General features: G+C 42.6%; 18 protein-coding genes. 9 read left to right on the top strand and 9 right to left on the bottom strand.

Features of this window, described 5'->3' with window-relative positions; genetic code table 11:
- Nucleotides 1–686: 686 nt before the first annotated feature.
- The 4 genes from RI561_RS08540 to RI561_RS08525 all read right to left on the bottom strand — a co-directional run bounded on the left by RI561_RS08540 (nt 687) and on the right by RI561_RS08525 (nt 7868).
- On the bottom strand, nt 687–3938 hold the full coding sequence (locus tag RI561_RS08540; RefSeq protein ID WP_395079813.1) for a PDZ domain-containing protein: 3252 nt from the start codon (nt 3936–3938) through the stop codon (nt 687–689).
- Nucleotides 3939–4015: 77 nt separating this feature from the next.
- Nucleotides 4016–4678: a hypothetical protein gene (locus RI561_RS08535; RefSeq protein ID WP_395079812.1), complete on the bottom strand. Its 663-nt coding sequence runs from the start codon at nt 4676–4678 to the stop codon at nt 4016–4018.
- A gap of 58 nt (nt 4679–4736) precedes the next feature.
- On the bottom strand, nt 4737–7289 hold the full coding sequence (gene topA, locus RI561_RS08530) for a type I DNA topoisomerase (protein WP_395079811.1): 2553 nt from the start codon (nt 7287–7289) through the stop codon (nt 4737–4739).
- Nucleotides 7290–7304: 15 nt separating this feature from the next.
- Complete coding sequence (locus RI561_RS08525; RefSeq protein WP_395079810.1) at nt 7305–7868, bottom strand: peroxiredoxin; 564 nt, start codon at nt 7866–7868, stop codon at nt 7305–7307.
- Nucleotides 7869–7952: 84 nt separating this feature from the next.
- Between RI561_RS08525 and RI561_RS08520 the strand changes: the two genes are divergently transcribed.
- From RI561_RS08520 to polX, 6 genes are all read left to right on the top strand, one after another.
- On the top strand, nt 7953–8186 hold the full coding sequence (locus RI561_RS08520; protein WP_395079809.1) for a hypothetical protein: 234 nt from the start codon (nt 7953–7955) through the stop codon (nt 8184–8186).
- Nucleotides 8176–8478, top strand: coding sequence for a type II toxin-antitoxin system RelE/ParE family toxin (locus RI561_RS08515; RefSeq protein WP_395079808.1), 303 nt, complete (start codon nt 8176–8178; stop codon nt 8476–8478). The genes RI561_RS08520 and RI561_RS08515 overlap by 11 nt, the downstream gene beginning before the upstream one ends.
- Nucleotides 8479–8557: 79 nt before the next feature.
- Nucleotides 8558–8821: an FmdB family zinc ribbon protein gene (locus RI561_RS08510; protein WP_395079807.1), complete on the top strand. Its 264-nt coding sequence runs from the start codon at nt 8558–8560 to the stop codon at nt 8819–8821.
- Nucleotides 8822–8902: 81 nt separating this feature from the next.
- Nucleotides 8903–9472 (top strand): GbsR/MarR family transcriptional regulator, encoded by a 570-nt coding sequence (locus RI561_RS08505; protein WP_395079806.1) that lies wholly within the window; start codon nt 8903–8905, stop codon nt 9470–9472.
- Nucleotides 9465–9830: a YraN family protein gene (locus RI561_RS08500; RefSeq protein WP_395079805.1), complete on the top strand. Its 366-nt coding sequence runs from the start codon at nt 9465–9467 to the stop codon at nt 9828–9830. The genes RI561_RS08505 and RI561_RS08500 overlap by 8 nt, the downstream gene beginning before the upstream one ends.
- Nucleotides 9831–9920: 90 nt before the next feature.
- A complete protein-coding gene (polX, locus tag RI561_RS08495) occupies nt 9921–11681 on the top strand; it encodes a DNA polymerase/3'-5' exonuclease PolX (protein ID WP_395079804.1) in 1761 nt (586 codons plus the stop codon).
- Between the two features lie 4 nt (nt 11682–11685).
- On the opposite strand, the gene RI561_RS08490 is transcribed toward polX, so the two are convergent.
- Both RI561_RS08490 and RI561_RS08485 read right to left on the bottom strand, forming a co-directional pair.
- Nucleotides 11686–12081 (bottom strand): PIN domain-containing protein, encoded by a 396-nt coding sequence (locus RI561_RS08490; RefSeq protein ID WP_395079803.1) that lies wholly within the window; start codon nt 12079–12081, stop codon nt 11686–11688.
- Complete coding sequence (locus RI561_RS08485) at nt 12068–12322, bottom strand: AbrB/MazE/SpoVT family DNA-binding domain-containing protein (RefSeq protein ID WP_395079802.1); 255 nt, start codon at nt 12320–12322, stop codon at nt 12068–12070. Before RI561_RS08485 ends, RI561_RS08490 begins: the two co-directional genes overlap by 14 nt.
- 148 nt (nt 12323–12470) lie before the next feature.
- Between RI561_RS08485 and RI561_RS08480 the strand changes: the two genes are divergently transcribed.
- The 3 genes from RI561_RS08480 to RI561_RS08470 all read left to right on the top strand — a co-directional run bounded on the left by RI561_RS08480 (nt 12471) and on the right by RI561_RS08470 (nt 16316).
- Entirely contained in the window at nt 12471–13208 is a 738-nt protein-coding gene (locus RI561_RS08480; protein WP_395079801.1) for a hypothetical protein, read from the top strand.
- 78 nt (nt 13209–13286) lie between these two features.
- Entirely contained in the window at nt 13287–14693 is a 1407-nt protein-coding gene (locus tag RI561_RS08475; protein WP_395079800.1) for a Glu/Leu/Phe/Val dehydrogenase, read from the top strand.
- Between the two features lie 129 nt (nt 14694–14822).
- The gene (locus tag RI561_RS08470) at nt 14823–16316 is read left to right on the top strand and encodes a sodium/proline symporter (protein WP_395079799.1); all 1494 of its coding nucleotides are present in this window, start codon (nt 14823–14825) and stop codon (nt 16314–16316) included.
- Nucleotides 16317–16390: 74 nt separating this feature from the next.
- Here the strand turns inward: RI561_RS08470 and RI561_RS08465 are convergent, their stop codons facing one another.
- The 3 genes from RI561_RS08465 to RI561_RS08455 form a co-directional block, all read right to left on the bottom strand.
- Nucleotides 16391–16801, bottom strand: a complete 411-nt coding sequence (locus tag RI561_RS08465) for a hypothetical protein (protein ID WP_395079798.1) — start codon at nt 16799–16801, stop codon at nt 16391–16393.
- A gap of 434 nt (nt 16802–17235) precedes the next feature.
- Nucleotides 17236–17658 carry a trimeric intracellular cation channel family protein gene (locus RI561_RS08460; protein ID WP_395079826.1) on the bottom strand — a complete coding sequence of 141 codons (423 nt, stop codon included), beginning with the start codon at nt 17656–17658 and terminating at the stop codon, nt 17236–17238.
- 123 nt (nt 17659–17781) lie between these two features.
- The gene (locus RI561_RS08455) at nt 17782–18909 is read right to left on the bottom strand and encodes a P-loop NTPase (protein ID WP_395079797.1); all 1128 of its coding nucleotides are present in this window, start codon (nt 18907–18909) and stop codon (nt 17782–17784) included.
- Nucleotides 18910–19421 lie beyond the last annotated feature (512 nt).

The raw sequence follows: 19421 nt of genomic DNA, 5'->3' as shown, positions 1-19421 counted from the left end.
TATTAGTCTCGACACTATACATCTTAGTACGTACCCAATCTTTTAACCATTCATAGTTTACCCAAGATGATTTCCGTTGATAAAGGCTTTCCATTTGTTTCCGGGGACCCATTTTAATCCATCTTTCCGCTCATTCTAATTGGGGAAGTTTGTTTGAATCAAGGAGAGCGGGGTGATGGGTGGGTTTGGGACTTATCATACAATTTCCTTTTGAGCCTTGATTCTCAGAATTTGAGGATGATCAGGATTATTGCTTATGAACTAAAAGATTTAATAACCTGAGTTCGATTTATATTGATTTAAAAATAGCTAGAGTTGTCACTCTGAGTGCACCATAATTTTCAAATACTTCCGATGTTTAACGCGATCCAGAGCTCGGGACAAAAGAACAATAGTATCTCAGGTATTTGAGGATTTGAGATCCTTCGCGTTAAGCAACTATTTTTAGTAACAAATTTTAAGCGCTCAGGATGACAACTTCTTGATTTTTATAATCGAACTCAGGTTAGTAGCAAATCAAACTGAAATAAAAAACCTCCGCCTTAATTATGGACGAAGATTGAGTAAAAATTTCTCGATTGTTGCAATGGGAACAACCTCGTAGCGTCCGGTAGGTCCTACGAGCGTTGTGGTCCGAACGCTGCGAGGTCTATGGACGCTCGCAGGGTCTCTTTCGGATCACTAAATTAATTATCCCAATAATCAGGCCGTTTCCAGCGAACCGGATCCTCCGGTGTTGGCACAATTGGGTCATCATAATTCTGCAATAACCTCAATGCTTCCTCAACTGCGGATTCAAGTTGTGGGTCATGGCCGTCGATGACTTCTTTAGGCGTTTGCATCACTTCGATATCGGGAGCAACACCTTCGCCTTCTACATCCCATTCGCCATCCAGGTTATAGAAACCACCGCGCGGTGCTACAAAATATCCGCCGTCAATGAATGGAGGAGTATCCCAGGTTCCAACCAATCCGCCCCAGGTTTTGGCTCCTACCAACGGACCAATTTCCATCTTGCGGAATAGAAATGGGAGCAAGTCTCCACCGGAACCGGCACGTTCGTTAATCACCATCACTTTTGGTCCCCAGATTCCTGCGCCGGGCGTAGTAAACGGCTTCCGATCTCCGGCTTTGCTGTTGAAGAATCCGTGCAGTTCGCGCGCCATGATATCTACCATATAATCGGCTGCCGAGCCTCCGCCATTATTTCGCTCGTCAATCACAGCTCCCTTTTTATCCTGCTGAGCAAAATAGTAGCGGTTGAAATATTCGTAGCCCCCGGTCCCCGTATTTGGAACCCAAACATAGCCAAGCTGACCGTCCGACATTTCGTCAACCATGCGACGATTTCCTTCTACCCAGTCGCGCGTTCGCAATCCGCCTTCACTGGATATTGGTACCACCGTCACTAATCGGGCGCCTTCCGTATTGGGCTCATCATTGACCAATAGCTGAATTTGTCGGTTTACGGTTCCTTCAAAATGGGTGTAGAAATTCTCATCCGGAGAGATCTCTTCCCCGTTCACTGCTAAAATATAATCCCCTTCATTCACATCAATGCCGGGACCTGAAAGTGGAGCTCTCAAATCAGGGTTCCAGCTTTCACCTGTGTAAATCTTATCGATGCGATAGGCTCCGTTTTGCAGCGAGATATCAGCTCCTAACAGTCCGGCTTGAACATCCTCCAGGTCAGGGAAGTCTCCGCCGCCTACGTAGGAGTGTCCAACGGCAACCTCACCGCTCATAATATCCAGCACATAGTTCAGATCTGTGCGATGCTTGGCATGATCAACCCACGGAGCATACCATTCATAAACATCTTGCCAGGGAGCACCATGCATGTTATCGACATAAAGAAAGTCCCTCATAAAGCGCCAGCCATCTCTAAATATTTGGTGGAACTCTTTCTGTGGATCCACTTTCACTTGTATTCCAGAAATACTGATCGCGCCGGTACCAGGACTTTTCTCGCCGGTTCCCGTATCCACCATGCCCCAGGTGCCACCGCTTCGGTATAACATCGTCTTGCGATCTTGAGAAACTACCCCATCGCTGAAGTTCGGCATAAACAGACTTCCTTCCCGGGCATTCAGATCATACTTGTGCAGTCTTGTTCCTTCATTGGGAACTGATTCGGTATAAAAAACATCACCGCCCGGACCCGGCATTAATCCGGTGTAATTGCGCTCGGGGATATCAACCGCCAGCGTTCTCATGGCAATACCGTCCATATCAATAACTACCTCGGTATCAGCACTTTCTTCTGATTCTTCACTTTCTTCTTCGGCTTCACCTGTTTCTTCATCATCACTTTTGGGGAGCAGTGGGGAAGGATCATCGTCATTCAGTACAATCATATATAAAGCCCGGGTAACCGGCATGTTGTACGAACTCATATCCAGCCAGCCGGTGTTTAGTCCATAGTTGGTACTTGCAACGAAATAGAGATACTTGCCCTCTTCACTCCAAACCGGGGTGATGGCATCCGACATCCCATCGGTCAGCTGATGTGTTTCCCCTGATTCCACATTATGAACATGGACGGCCTTAAACTGATTATCCAATAATTTCACATAAGCAATCCACTTGCTATCAGGCGACCAAACCGGATTCATGGTTCTGTTGGGATGGGCGTATCCATCCGTATCTACTTTTTCAGCTTCCCCGGATTCTACATTCACATACCAAAGATTGTAATCGGTATCCGTATAAGCAATGTATTCGCCATCAGGAGACCAATCCGGGCGGAAATAGTAGGTTGGGTTTGGAAGTTCGATCATCTTCGGATCTTCAAGCCCATATTGATCTCCAATCATCAGCGTGTATTCCCCGCTTTGATCTGAAAACCATGCAACCTGACTTCCATCCGGCGACCATATCGGATATCGCTCTGCACTACCTGAGGAATTAGTTAGGTTTCTCCACGTCCCGTCTTCTTTAGGAACCGTGATGACTTCACCCCGAAATTGAAAGACTGCTCTTTTTCCGGTAGGTGAAATGGCTGCATTGGTTAGGCTGTACGCGCTTGGTTCTTCCCAGCGTGGTCGTCCCCAATTCATATCACCTGCTACATGAATTTCGAGCTGTTCGGTATCCCCTGTTTCAGGATCTAACAAGTGAAGATAACCCCCTTGTTCGTACACAATCATACCAAAACCGGCATCCAGGCTTTTTACATCAAAATCAGCATGCATGGTCCATTGCTGTTCTTCTCCTGTTTCAGGATTGAAAGACCAGATATTGGTCGCAAAATCTCTTTCGGATAAATAGAACACTGAACCATCATGCCAAACCGGATCGGTGTGACGTTCATTATCGGTTCGGGGTGTTTGAGTTAACTCATAATTTTCGAGGTTCACTATCCAGATAGGCTGTGCCTGACCGCCTCTGTAATTTCTCCATTCCGAGTCCCAAAAGGTGATGGGATTATAAGCCAGGTATTGTCCGCCTTCCGACATTTCACCGCGTGCTGCCCGTTCAACAAGTAAAGGCTCCGGCATACCACCATCGGTAGCTACTTTCCAAATACGGTTAAATTTTGTGGGATGAGCCGTACGGGTTGAACGGAAAAGCACTTCACCCTCAGGAGTCCAACCGGTTACTTCATCCGTGGATGGATGCCAGGTTAGCCGCTCAGGAGAACCGCCTTCTGCGGGAATCACATACACATCCGTATTTCCATCATACTGTCCGGTGAAAGCAATCATGCTGCCATCCGGAGAAAAGTGAGGATTGGATTCACCCCCGATATTGGAAGTCATGCGAATGGCATCGCCACCTGATTTATCCACTTTCCAAAGATCATTGGTGTGAACAAAAACGATGCTGTTTTCAGAGATGGTTGGTTCACGGAGAAGCTGTGTGCCCTGTCCAAAAATTTCTGCCGTTAGTGTTACTGAGAGAAGTATGGTTAAAAAATATCCGAATGTCCTTTTCATAATTTTTCCGAATTAGTTGATATGCCTTTGGAATATAACCAATCAGGATTTATGAGCAAGAATTGTATCGGCAGGTTCTAAAAAAGACTGGTTTGCTCTTCGTCTTCTTTTTTAGCTTGTTCAATTTGGGGCTCGTCGGATGGGGTAAACGTTCGGAGCATTTCCGGCATAAAACGCTTTTCATATATACGGCGGGCTATTCCATGTAGGCCTTTTTCTCCCCTAGGGGCGATTCGCAGAAATCCACTGTCATCTTCATCCAAAAAACCAAAACTGCGGAGATCATTGACGATCAGGTACGCTAATTTTTCGGTAACTCCGGAATGTTTTTCTACATATTCCCGATGCGGGGGTTCATCTTCACTTATATACACCATGCCAAGTACGTTCAGCTCTACGTCGGTTAGGGGAAAACCTTCGCTACCTTTGGTAAGCATTTCGTCCCAGGTTTTTTGGGAATAGTACTTCCCGAACCACCATTTTGCTTCTTTCAGCAGATGTCCGCTTTCAGCACATGCAACATATTCTCCCGGAGGGGCTTTACGCGGTTCACCCCGACTGCGATACATGTTTACCATCGTAGCCAAATCCAGCTCATGGATGTTGGGCGGATACTTGAAGTAAAAATCGCTTCTAATTTGCATGGCACCTTTGCGCTGTCTTAATAATGTTGACAGTAGTAAATATAAATCTACAAAAAATTTTTTAAAGGCACTTACAACCGGAATTTTAGCAGACAATATCAAACACCTTTTTAATATATCGTGCCTTCAACCAAGGTTGAACATCTACTTGTTATTATCCTTTTTCCTTAATTAGATCTACAGCTTTATCCATTGTAAAATCCTCTGGCGCCTCACCTTTTGGTAAACTGATATTCTTTTTACCGTGCTTTATATACGGTCCATATCGGCCGGTCATAACCCGCACTTGTTTCTCTGTTTCAGGATGTTTCCCAAGGTCTTTAATTTCATTACTGCCCCTGGTCGATTTCTTTTTCTGAGCCAATAACTCAACGGCACGATCAAGCTCGATGTCAAGCACACTGTCTGATTTCGGGATGGATTTAAACTTACCATCATGTACCACATACGGACCATAACGTCCAACTCCGGCTCGTACCACTTTTCCGTCCTCAGGATGTTCACCCAATTTTCTGGGGAGTTCAAGTAATTGCAGGGCCAGATCAAAGTCCACGTCTTTTGGCTCCATTCCCTTCAATAATGAAACTCGCTTCGGCTTTTTGTTGTCCTCCGTCACTTCACCGCGCTGCACATACGGCCCGTACCTTCCGGACAGTAAAAAGATGGGTTCATCAGTCTCCGGGTCATGGCCAATTGGCTTATCCTCTTCTTCCGACATCTTTATCAGCTCTTCCAGTTTTTCGGCCGTCAGGTCGCTTGGATCCATATCATTGGGGAGAGAAGTAGTAACCTCTTCTCCATTTCGCTGAACACGAGCATAAGGGCCAAATCTCCCTACCGCTACTTTAATTCCGTCCAGGTTATCGAGAGGTAAGTCCAGCAATTTGGCTTCTTTTGGATCAATTTTATCTTCCTGCCGATCTACTTTAGCTTTCAGGCCATTTTCGCCATTATAATAATCCTCGAGATATTTTACAGGATCTTGTGTTCCTTCAGCTACACCATCCAGTTTATCTTCCAGTTCAGAGGTAAATTTACTGTCCACTAATTCCGGGAAGTGATTTTCTAATAACGATGAAACCGCAAAAGCTGTAAAAGTAGGTACCAAGGTTTTACCTGCACTTTTTGCATATCCCCGATCCTGAATGGTACTGATAATGGAAGCATAGGTACTTGGTCGTCCTACTCCTCTTTTCTCTAATTCCTTAACCAAAGTAGCCTCCGTGAAACGTGCCGGAGGTTTGGTTTCGTGACTTACAAAATTCAAATCATCCAAGCCTGTTGTGTCACCTTCGTTCATTGCAGGCAAGTAGTTCTCTTGATTTTCAAGTGCTGCTTCAGGGTCGTCACTACCTTCCACATAAGCACGGAAGTAACCGGGAAATAAAATCTTCTTACCGCCGGCTCGGAAATCAGCATCGGTTCCATTGTGCGAAGCACGAATTGTAACATTCGTAAATTCCAGTTCAGCTTCTGCCATCTGGGTAGCAATGGTGCGCTTCCAGATCAAGTCATACAATTTAAACTCACGACCACTTAATCCGGCTTTATCCGGTTTCACAAATCGGGAACCTGAGGGACGAATAGCTTCGTGTGCTTCCTGTGCACCTTTTCCTTTTTTACTGTAGTTGCGAACGCGTTCAAACAAATAATCATCACCATATTCTTCGGTAACGGAATCTCGCGCAGCGCCAATGGCCTGTCCTGAAAGCCGGGTTGAATCGGTACGCATATAGGTAATAAAACCTTTTTCGTATAATTTCTGAGCAACACTCATCGTATCGCGGGCGGAAAACCCAAACTTACGGTTGGCTTCCTGTTGCAGGGTTGAAGTAATAAACGGAGGCGCCGGATTTCGCTTCTGTGTTTTAACATCCACATTGATGACTGACCATTTTGCTTCCTTAAGATCATCAACGAGTGAGCTTGCTTTGTTCTCATCCAACAGAACGACTGACTTGGGCTTCTTCAGCTTGCCGGTGTTTTCATCAAAGTCTTTACCGGTGGCAAGGCGTTTTTCATTCAGATGGGTCAGGTCAGCATCAAACTTATAATCCTTATAATCATCGCCATCTTTATGAAGCTGTGCTTTTAAATCATAATACGTCGCACTTTTGAATTTCATTCGTTCGCGTTCCCGCTCTACTAAAAACTCCACGGCTACAGACTGAACTCTACCTGCAGAAAGACCCGGAGAAATTTTCTTCCAAAGTAACGGTGACACAGTATAACCGGCCAGCCGATCCAAAATTCGACGCGTTTCCTGGGCATGCACCAAGTTCATATCAATATCGCGGGTATTTTCCAGGGCATCCAAAACGGCTTCTTTGGTAATTTCCCGAAACGCCATTCGCTTCACTGGAATTTTAGGCTTTAGAATTTCCTTAAGGTGCCATGAAATAGCCTCGCCCTCACGATCTTCATCAGTAGCCAAAATGAGTTCATCAGCATCCTTCAATAACTTTTTGAGCTTAGAAACCACTTTCTTTTTGGAAGATGGAATCACATATAGCGGATCAAATCGATCATCTACATTAATGCCCAAATTCGACCAACTCTCTTTTTTGTACTTGGCTGGAATTTCCTTAGCCGACGAAGGTAAATCACGAATGTGACCCATAGATGAATCCACCGTATAGCCTTTAGGAAGATATTTTTTAATTGTTTTTGTTTTTGTAGGTGACTCTACAATGACGAGACTTTTCATGTAATAAATAAGATATTAATTCAATTGTTCGACCAGCTCTTTTAACTCTCCGGCGTGGTCTTTGGTATTCACTTTTTCGATAGTCCCCAAAATAGTACCATCTGTATCAATAACAAAGGCCGAACGTGAAGGCGCTTCATATTCGTTACCAAACATCTTTTTTTGTACGATGGAATCGGTGGCTTCAGCAAATTTATAATCCGGATCAGAAACTAAAGTAAAGTCGATGCCTTGTTTCTCCGCGTATCTTTTGTGAGAACCGCAAGTATCTTTACTGATGGCCACCAAGTTGTAGCCCTTATCTGTAAACCATCCGGCATGCTCGGCTAAATTTTTGGTTTGGCGATCGCAACCGCTGGTATTGTTTTTCATATATACGGATACGATCGTGGGCTTATCCAGTAAATCTTTAAAATTGATTTCTTTTTCTTCCCCGTTTTGAACGGCTTTAACTGTGAAGTCAAAATCTGCTTTTGATCCGGTTTCAATCATATCTTTTAAAATTTCCTTTGATGTTTTATTTGGGTTGAAATAACTGAAATCCTGAAGATAATGTTCAGTGAGCTTTATTCTTGTCAAAGTCTGTATTAGTTTGATTTAAATAGCTAATCAACTTTGATAAAGTACCTGGATTTGTCCATATTTATTTAAAGCACAAAAATTATGGCTACTAAGCAAAAAGAAAAAAAACTAAACATCATCAAGTACATCACTGATTCAAATGACAGTGAGTTCATAAATGCCATTCATGACTCTATTGAACAGGCGGCGAATAATGAAGACTTTTGGGAAACCCTTTCTGAAAACCAAAAAAGTAAAATTGAAGAGGGATTAAAAGACATTCGGGAATCCCGGGTTACAGACCATGAAAAGGTGAAAACCAAATATGGGTTTTAGTTTCAAAATTAAATGGTCTGAAAAATCGCTACAAGATCTTGATCAAATTTTAGATTATCTGGAAAAGGAGTGGACAAAAAAAGAAATCCAGAACTTTAAAGAAAAGCTATTCAACAGAATTGAGATCATTGGGAAGTATCCTAAAATTTTTAAAGCATCTGAAATTAAGCCTCAACTTCGACGATCTGTACTTTCTAAACAGACATCTATCTTTTATCAAATTCAACCCGAGAAAAAAACAATATCTATCGTACGTTTATTTGATAATCGAATGGATATAAATAGGCTTTAGCGTATCTTTCCTTCTAAATTGGCACAAAATTTGATGATTATCTATTCGTCAAACATCTACTAAAAAAATTCATGAGATTATGCCTACATACGAATATAAAAGAGAAGACGGAACTACTTTTGAGGTTGTCCAGAAAATGAATGAAGACGCGCTGACAACTTGTCCCACTACCGGACAAAAAGTTAAAAGAATTATAAGCGGTGGCGGTGGCGTTGTTTACAAGGGTGATGGTTGGTATGTCACCGACTATAAAAACGGCGGACGAAAATCAGCAAGTTCAACTCCTGGCGAACCATCTGAAAATGAATCTGGCAAAGCCAATACTGAATCTCCAAAGAATTAAAATCATAACTCGTTAATGGTTAATCGTTATTCGTATCTTATGTCAGATACACAAATAACGATTAACGAATAACCGACTTATATGGAACACAGTAAGGCATATCAGGAGGCTTTGGATCAATTCGTTCTTCTCTGGGGTGAAATGGCCTCAGCTTGGGGCATTAATAAAACCATGTCCCAAATTCATGCACTGCTATATGCTGAATCCAATCCCCTGGATACCGACACCATCATGGATACGCTGGATATCAGTCGCGGTAATGCCAATATGAACCTGAGGCGTCTGCTGGATTGGGAACTCATCCACAAAGTTCAGTTTAAAGGAGACCGTAAAGACTACTTCAGTGCTGAAACCGATGTCTGGAAAATTGTCTCTACCATTATCAGGGAACGGCAACAGCGTGAAATTGAACCCATTCGTGAAAATCTCGCCAAATGTATAGAAACCCTGGAGTCCGGCGGACTCAATGATGAGGAAAGCAAAGAGTTTAAAGTCCGCATAGAAAATTATATGGAGTTCCTGGAAATGTTTGAACGCTTCACCGGGGCGTTGCTGCCATACATCACCAAGAAGAATTTGAAATTTTTAAAACAACTGGTGAAGCTGGTTGAGGTAAAAGAGTCTCTGAAAGGAAAAACAGATAATGACTAAGAAATCACGTCGTGAAATTGGCAATGAAGGCGAAGACCTGGCCTGCGCATACCTGGAATCAAAAGGATGGAGAATCCTGGAAAGAAATTATTTCTTTGAACATGCCGAAGTAGATATTGTCGCTTATGATGACACCGCAATTGTTTTTGTAGAAGTAAAATTACGCTCGTCTACTAATTTCGGACATCCTATAGAACATGTATCCGAGGAAAAAGTGAAACATGTATTTAAAGCCTCTGAAGCCTGGATGTATGAGCGAAAAATGGAAGGCTCGCCGATGCGGTTTGATATCATAGGTATCGTCCAAAAAAACAACGAAGCCCCAGAATTTAATCACATTGAAGATGCTTTTAGGTAGGTGTTAGAAATGAGGTTTTAGGTTTTAGAAATAACACTAACACCTAAAACCTAACACCTCGCCCCTAAAATCAACATTTAAAATTACCCTATGCCCTATACCAATCAGGAAATAGCCGAAAAACTTCGAGAAGTCTCTCAGCTAATGCAGCTGGCCGGAGAAAATCGATTTAAAGTTATTGCATTCGATAAAGCTGCTCAGACCATCGAGGGATTGCAAGAAAACATCGGCGACTATATCCGCGACAAAAACCTCACAGATATAAAAGGAGTCGGTAAATCTATTGCTGAAGACATTTATGCTTTAGATGAAACCGGAAAAATGCCGGTACTGGAAGCGTTCAAAGAAAAAGTACCTGAAGGTCTTGTTGACTGGCTAAATATTTCCGGACTTGGGCCAAAAAATGCCTATAAAATTCATAAGGAATTAGGCATCAGCACTATTGAAGAATTGAAGGAAAAGATTGACGACGGATCAGTAGCCGGGCTTTCAGGGTTAGGGAAGAAATCAGCTGAGAAAATAAAAAAATCTATCGACTGGATGGAGAAGTTTGATGAACGCTGTCGGTTGGATCAGGTTCAGGAAATTGCGACCACTATTTTTGAAAGCCTCAAAGAGCAGGAAGGTGTACAACAGATCGAGGTAGCAGGTTCGTACCGAAGGGGATTGGAAACCATTGGTGATATTGACATACTTATTGCTGCAAAAGATGAACACATCGAGCCACTTTTTGATGTATTTACCAATCATGAGTGTGTAGTTGAAGTACTCGGAAGAGGAGAAACAAAAAGCTCTGTACGAACTAAAGAGGGTCGGCAGGTAGATCTGCGTATTGTATCTGCTGATGAATTTCCGGCCGCTTTAATGTACTTCACGGGAAGCAAGGAACATAACGTGGCCTTGCGGCAGCGAGCCCGGGAACGGGGGATGGCCCTCAATGAATACGGACTTTTTAAACTGGATCAGGGAGGCGATACTGATTTTGATGCCCCTGTTGAATTTTCGAGTGAGTCAGAAATTTATGAGAAATTAGACCTTCACTTTGTGCCCCCCGAACTACGGGAAGATCGCGGAGAATTTGAGATCTATGAAAATCAGGAGACATTCGATCTTGTTACTGAAGATGACATTCGGGGAGTCATTCATGCCCACAGTACCTGGAGTGATGGAAAATATTCTATCCGGGAAATGGCTGAAGCGTGTATGGAACGCGGTTATGAGTACCTCGGTATTACCGACCACTCCAAAACGGCTGCTTATGCCGGTGGGTTATCGGTAGAGGAAATTAAAAAACAGTGGCAAGAAATCGATCATCTAAATGAGGAGTTCAAAGAGTCCGGCAAGAACTTTGTGATCTTTAAGGGAATCGAATCAGATATCCTTGCGGATGGTTCGCTGGATTATGAAGATGAAATTTTAGAAGGATTTGATTTTGTTATTGCCAGTGTCCATCAATCCTTAAATATGCCTCGGGAACAAATGATGGAGCGGATGCGCAATGCCATCGAAAACCCATATACCCGGATTCTTGGTCACCCTACCGGAAGATTGCTCCTAAAACGCAATGGCAGTGATCTGGATCTTAATGAGCTTGTTGCATTAGCAGCAGAGCACAATACGGCTATAGAAATTAATGCCAATCCCCACCGCCTTGATATCGACTGGCGTTTCGGCAATAAAGCACGGGAAGTGGGCATGATGACTTCCATCAACCCTGATGCCCATACTATCGACGGTATCGATGATATTGCCATTGGTATAAGCATAGCTCGAAAGGGGAAGTACGGGAAGGATCGTGTGTTGAATGCGAAGAGTGCTGATGAGGTAAAAGCATTTTTTAAGGCGAGATAGAGTTTCACTCCAATAGCTTCATTCCTTTTAGCTTGGATGCTTTTTTGTCGAAGGTGAAAGTGGGATTTCTATCATGATGTTTATTCACTTCACTAATTAAGCAGTCCGCAAAACCAACATTTGATTTCTCAAAAAGAGAAAGTGAATTCGCAACAATTGATTCGTCTTCAAGTTCAAAATCGGAGCTTTCTAACATAGTTGAAATCAAAGCAGCAATTTTTTGATCTTCAACTTTATAATAATTGCTTAACACCCAAGCCCATTCAATCAGGACAATAAAGTTTATAAAAATTGGGTTTTTGCTACTTGCCCTACTGAAAAGTTCTTTTACTTTTTGATACTGTTCTTCATCATCTCTTACATGGAAACGCACCAAAACATTTGTATCAACTGCGCTCATATCGTTCCTTTATAGCTTCCCCGATTGCTTCGTTCATCTCTTCAATAGTAGCAGCCTTCTGTCCCGGTCTATACAATATTCCGGCCGTATCCATAATAGAACGCGTTTTAGTAGATACTTCAAGCTTTCCTTTTTCATTCACTTCAAAATCAACCTTATCCCCGGGTTTCAGCCCCAACTCATCCCTGATTTTTTTGGGAATGGTTACCTGTCCTTTGGATGTAATTGTAGCCGTAGCCATAATTCTTACTTTTCTTTAATTATGTAAGGAATTTGTACAATTCATTAACCAACTGCAACCGTGTTTATTATTGCCTCTTTCTGAAACAATATATTCTGGAACTCAAAATTTCTTGTAACCACAACCAGAGCCTTTCGTTAAATACAACATGGAAAAAGTCTCTCAAAAAGATATCGACTGGCTGCTGAATCTAAATCAGGATCAGATTAATGACCGCTCATCTGCATCAGGCTCGGTGAAAGAAAAAAAGAACCGAAGCCTCTTATCCAAGATTCTGTTATGGGTTTTCTTAATCCCTGTTTTAGTCTTTCTTCCCTTTTTTATCCTAATCCGTACTTCCGTTTATTTGAACCTGAATTATTCTTTGGGTGGCTGGACTTCCTTATCCTGTGGCATTCTGGCGGCAATTATCCTGCTAACCATCTATCTCTTTTTACTTTTCAGAAGAACCAAGAATAAGAAAAGACTGCTCAAGTTTAGTTTCTATGGATTTGGGTCTCTGGTTGTGACCTTCTGTTTGTATGGGGTGATGTATCTCTCTTCGGTTCACGCCAAAAGTGACCAAGTACAACGGGTGTACCGTTCATTGCACCCTGTACTGCGTGTTGCGGTAGCCACTACTACTTTAGCGGATGGAGATTTAGTCATCACAGACATCAAACGCCCTCCGGAGGATTATTCCGCCATGGGATTACCGATAAACCAGAGTTCACTCCATTTCACCCAGGAAAACGGATATGTTCATGCCATTGATCTTAGAACCATCGGCCGCAGTGAGTTTCGTAATCTTTTACTTCAGCAATCACTCGAAATATTAGGTTTTGGTACTATACGGCATGTGGGTACAGCAGATCATCTTCACATTTCACTTCCTCCCCCTGAATGATACATCCTTTTGCTTGTTTCTGTGTTAGATAATTGCGACCATCAGACACGCCTAAATTAAGCACAGGAGCTACACAAGATGTCTACTTATAAATTTTATGAACAGGTAAACAAAAATTTTTATAAAGCAGCTAAATATACCCGGTTTGACAAGGGGATCTTGGCTCAAATAAAAATCTGTAACACCGTTTACCACGTTACTTTTCCGGTTCAGAGAGACGACGGAACCATTGAGGTTGTAGAAGGCTGGCGGGTAGAACACAGCCATCATAAAACACCAACTAAAGGAGGAATCCGTTTCAGCCACAAAGTAGATGAAGATGAAACCATGGCTTTAGCTGCTTTGATGTCTTACAAATGTGCCATTGTAGATGTGCCTTTTGGCGGAGCTAAAGGTGGTGTCAAAATCAGCACCCGAGATTACTCAGAAACTGAACTTGAACGAATTACCCGTCGATACACCTACGAGCTGATCAAAAAAGGATTTATTGGTCCCGGCGTAGATGTACCGGCTCCGGATTATGGAACAGGTGCTCGTGAAATGGGTTGGATTCTCGATACCTATCGGCAGATGAAAGATGACTTAAATGCTGAGGCTTGTGTGACCGGAAAGCCTATTCAGCAAGGCGGTATTCGGGGACGAACCGAAGCCACCGGACGCGGAGTTTATTTTGGAATTCGAGAGGCCTGCAACATCAAAGAAGATATGGGCAAAATTGGGCTCAACACCGGGGTTGACGGTAAAACATTTGTAGTACAGGGGCTTGGTAATGTAGGATATCATGCATCCAAATATATGACTGAGGCAGGAGCGAAACTGGTAGGTATTGCAGAAATCGAAGGCTCAATCTATGATGAAAACGGCATCGACCTTGAAGCCCTTATGGAATACCGAAAGGAAACCGGAACCATTATCGGTTTTAGAAATACTAAGGAACTGAAAAATCGGGACGATGCTTTATTTCTCGAATGTGACATCCTGATTCCTGCGGCTTTAGAAAGTCAAATTACCGGCGACAATGCCGATAAAGTAAAAGCAAAAATTATAGCTGAGGCGGCTAACGGACCCACTACTGCAGACGGACACGATATCCTTAAAAATAGCGGGAAACTTGTTATACCTGATGCTTACCTAAACGCCGGTGGTGTGGTTGTTTCATATTTTGAATGGTTGAAAAATATACAGCACGTTCGTTTTGGCCGTATGGGTAAGCGATTTGATGAAACCAGCTTTAAGAAAATTCTTGGTGTGATTGAAAACATTTCGGATCGTAAATTTACTGAAGCTGAGCTTGAAAACCTGGCAAAAGGAGCCGGGGAATATGATCTGGTTGACTCCGGCTTAGAAGAAACCATGATCACTTCCTATCAGGAGGTGGTGGACATCCGAAATAAACATGATTTAGACGATCTTCGTACAGCCACTTTTATAAGCGCCATAAATAAGATTGGAATCATGTATGAGCAGATGGGCATTTTCCCTTGATATCAAATCGCAAGCTCCTTTATTCAACCCCCAAAAACTGGTTCCGTATGCTCCGCGTCGGAACCAAGTTCTTTCCTGCTTCAACATTCAGTATTGGAATTTGGGGTTTGATTTTTGGAATTTCTCCCCATGGATGAACTAAATACTATATCGATTGACGGCAGCGGCTACGTGCTTGCTGCATTCATTGGATATTTAGTGATTCTTTTTGGAATCGGCATCTACTCGGCTCGCTTTTCTTCAGAGGGAATCTCCGAATTCTTTATTGGGGGGCGAAAAATGAACCGTCTGGTGGTTGCTCTCTCCGCTGTAGTATCCGGACGAAGTGCCTGGCTTTTACTTGGAGTGACCGGCATGGCGTATGCGCAAGGTGCTTCCGCGCTTTGGGCTACCGTTGGCTATATTGTGGTGGAATGGTTTCTGTTCATGTACTATGCCAAACGGCTTCGCACCTTTACTGAAACCTATGACTGTATCACCGTCCCCGATTTCTTTGCCGAACGCTTTGACGATAAAACAGGCAGTCTTCGCGCTATTCTTGTTATCATCTTCCTGATCTTTATGGTGGGTTATGTTTCTTCACAATTCGTGGCCGGAGGAAAAGCTTTTGCTTCCAGTTTTGGAATCACCCAAACAACCGGAGTCATATTAACCGCCATTATCATTCTCCTTTACACCGTCTTAGGTGGATTTATGGCGGTCAGCCTTACTGATACCATTCAGGCATTCTTCATGATCATTGCCTTAGTTTTCTTGCCGATCATCGGCATCTGGAATTTAGGAGGATGGGGCGCAATGGCCGAACAACTAACCCTGCACGAAATTGGCTTCATCGACCCTTTTGCTTTGGGTTTTGGAGCTTTCATTGGATTTGTGGGAATTGGATTGGGCTCTCCGGGAAATCCCCATATTCTCTCCCGATATATGTCGATCGACGATCCTAAACAGTTGAAATATGCCGCTTTAGTCGGCACTATCTGGAATGTGTTGATGGCGGGCGGAGCTGTGATGATAGGATTGGTTGGTCGTGCGTATTTCCCGGAAGTCTCCATGCTGCCCGGTGGTGATACCGAAAACCTATATCCGCTTCTCGCACAAACTCAGCTTCATCCCATTTTATTCGGAGTGGTGATCGCCTCTATATTTGCGGCCATTATGTCCACCGCCGACTCCCAGCTTCTGGTCGCTGCCTCCAGCGTAGTACGGGATGTATATGACAAGCTCCTCAAAAAAGACGAAGAGCTTTCGCAAAAGAAACTCGTGCTTTACAGCCGTATTGTGGTGGTGATGTTAGTGATACTGTCTCTGATATTTGGCCTGGTTGCTGAAAACATCGTCTTCTGGCTAGTGCTGTTTGCCTGGGCAGGATTGGGAGCTTCTATCGGTCCGACTTCCATTATGGCACTGTACTGGAAAAAAACGACGAAAGCAGGGGTCATTGCGGGATTACTCACCGGGACTTTCGTAACCATCATCTGGTATTTCGTGCCGGTGTTGAAAGACAACATGTACGAGCTCATTCCCGGATTCACTCTTGGCCTGTTTTCCACCTGGATCGTTAGCACATTCACCCAAACACCGGAAAAGATCGAAGAGCACTTTGAGGAGATGGTGAAGGAGTAGTTAATAAGCTCAAAATTATAAGAACCAATTTTGATATTGATCTTTGATCACTTGTCAATTAGCTCATGATCTTATTAGCGTTTATCGATAAATTTGTTTGGGTCTCTATCTCCACCTATTCTTCCCAATTTTTCAACCTCTCCATTCTCCCCGAAATACACCTTCATAGGTGTTGCTGGTAAAAGGTCATTTTCTAGAATCTTGTAGGTCGAATCCTGATATGCTGTCAAATTAATATTTTCTTGCTCAAGAAGCACTTTTACAGTTGTACTGTATTTTTCCAATATTATCATTTCTACATTTACAGCATTACCTAATTTTTTAAATTTATTCCATTCTTTTAATTCATCAATAGAAGGGGAACACTCGTTTGTAGTTAAAACAAGTAATACAGTATTATCCAACGAACTAATTTTCCCATTCGATATTTCCTTAGCGTATTGACTCCATTCTTTAGCTGGTTTATCATAGTAGGAAGCATACATATTTCTTTCACAACCCAATGTGCTAATAAAACAAACTAAAATTAATAAACTATTCAGCTTCATCAATAATATCATAAATACCTACAGTAAATTGGTCTGGATTAAAATTTTCTACCATATAAACTTGGTTATTGTATACTGCTAAAGGAACTTTCCCTTCAAGAGTAATTTCTTGAACTAACTCATGATTATTACGCTTATAAAATATTAATCCATTTTTTTTGCTGAATACTCACTTGTATCGAACCACTCTTTAGTCATTATTTGCATGTGTTGTATTAAATATTTCTCAGTCAGAAATATTTGAGCAAATGCACTTGTTCCTTCTGTAAGACTTTTTATTTCAGAGATACTAGTTCTCGGAGAGACTTCTTTTTCTGGTAATTTAAAATTATTGATTTTCTCACCTCCGTAAAATTCTCTATCAAAATTTGTTAAATCGAAAACCTGAAAATAAGTGGGATCTCACGACATAAAACATCCCGGGTTACTCCACCAACCACGGCTGTGATCATTCCCATCAACCCCGCAATGAAGGGACTCAGACCTAATGAAAGTGCTTTTTCCATCCCGATAATGGTAAATAGGGCAATTCCAATGGTATCAAAAATGAAAAGCGTTTTACTGAAGTTGTTGAGTCTTTTGCCCATCACAAAGGTAAAGGGAACGGCAGCTAATATCACCAAGGGATAGGTTATATCGGCCATCCAGGTTATGGGGTGGTTGTTGAGCAGCAAGTCGCGAACGGTTCCACCACCAATCGCTGTAACAAATCCCACCACGGATGCTCCAAAAATATCCATATCAGTACGTGCTGCTAAACGAATACCGCTGATGGCGAAGACGAAGGTACCTATAAGGTCGAGGAGGTAGATGATATCTATTTACGACTAAGTGAGTGATGTGAGAAAGTACCAATCTCCAAAATCCAAGTGCCAAAATTTTGGAATTTGACACTTGGTACTTGGAATTTATTTCGACTACGGCCGAAATTTAATATCCACCTTCTTCGTCGGCCCTTGTTCTTTATTTCGAATGGCCAGCTGTTGTTCCATATTGCCGGTGGCTTGCATGAGTGCCGTTGCAGCAGGAGATTCACTATCCTCCAATACAATCGGTTTTCCAGAATCGCCGCCTTCACGTAAAGATTGCTGCAACGGGACTTCCGCAAGCACAGGAATATTCATTTCCTGTGCCAGGTGTGCCGCTCCGCCTTTTCCAAATATATAGTATTTCTTATCCGGCATATCAGGCGGAGTGAAATAGGCCATATTTTCCACCATTCCTAAGACAGGCACATTCACTTTGCCAAACATGGCTACGCCTTTGCGGGCATCATCAAGTGCCACGGTTTGTGGCGTTGATACAATCACTGCTCCCGTTAATGGAACCGTTTGTACAATGGTAAGCTGAATATCGCCGGTTCCGGGAGGCAGATCCAATATCAGGTAATCCAACTCACCCCATTCCACATCGGTCATAAACTGCTTAACTGCACTGGTTGCCATCGGTCCACGCCATACCATGGCTTGATCCACATCCACCAAAAAGCCCATAGAAACCAGCTTGATGCCAAATTTCTCATGCGGCACCAGTTTCTTTTGTGTGGTGATGTTGGGTCGGTCGTGAATATTGAACATAGTTGGAATACTTGGACCGTAAATATCGGTATCCATCAATCCAACTTTATGGCCTTTTTTGGCAAGAGCGGCAGCGATATTCACAGCCACGGTAGATTTACCTACTCCACCTTTACCGGAAGCTACTGCAACTATATTCTTCACGCCGGGCAGAATTTCTTGTTGCTGACTTTCTTGTTGTTGCCCCGGCTTAGATTCTTCCATCTCTCGTTTTTTGGAGAGATTCACAGCCATCTGAATATCTACAATCGCTTCTTTATCAATGAATTTTTGGATGGCTTCTTCGCACTTATCACGAAGCTGATTTTCCAGGTTTTCATCCTTCTCAGGAAATTCGAGCGTGAAAGACACATATTTATCCTGAACGATCACATCCTGGACCATATCGAGTGAAATAAGATCACGCTGCTCGGAAGGATGTAAAATTTGGCTGAGTGCTGATTTAACCTGTTCTTTGTTAATTGACATGAATTTATTTTGAACCTAATGTTGATGAACGGTCATACTTTCAATTTCGGGCAGTAAAGATAATGATTCTTGTGGAGAATAAATTCCAAGAACCAAGTGGGAATTACCAAATAATGAAAGTCGAAGCGTGCACCATTTGCCTCGCAAAAACAAAAATTATTGAACGCAGATGACACGGATTGGGCGAATAGTCGCAGATGTTGAGTCTTTTAGTTTATATATGCTACAACTAGTTTATATATGCTACAACAACTGATTTTCACATTCTCTCCTTTGGGATCGAATTTCCTCTGGCCTTAGAAAAAAGAGCGTTCAGAAGATGACGGAGTGGAACGTTAAAAAAATAAATCATACCGCTGATTAAATAAGATGTAATCAACCCTCGCGAAGGAGCATTGATTTATTTTAGTGAAACGAAGTCAACTTTAGCTCTTTTTTCGCAGCCTTGATTTTTTGGTTCGTTTTGGATCAAGCCAAAATGAACAAGTTGGTTAAATGTGAGAAATAGTACC

Origin of the sequence: Gracilimonas sp., from assembly GCF_031581265.1 — a bacterium.
In the GTDB taxonomy this organism is placed as follows: domain Bacteria; phylum Bacteroidota; class Rhodothermia; order Balneolales; family Balneolaceae; genus Gracilimonas.
This window is presented reverse-complemented; position numbering and strand designations above follow the sequence as displayed.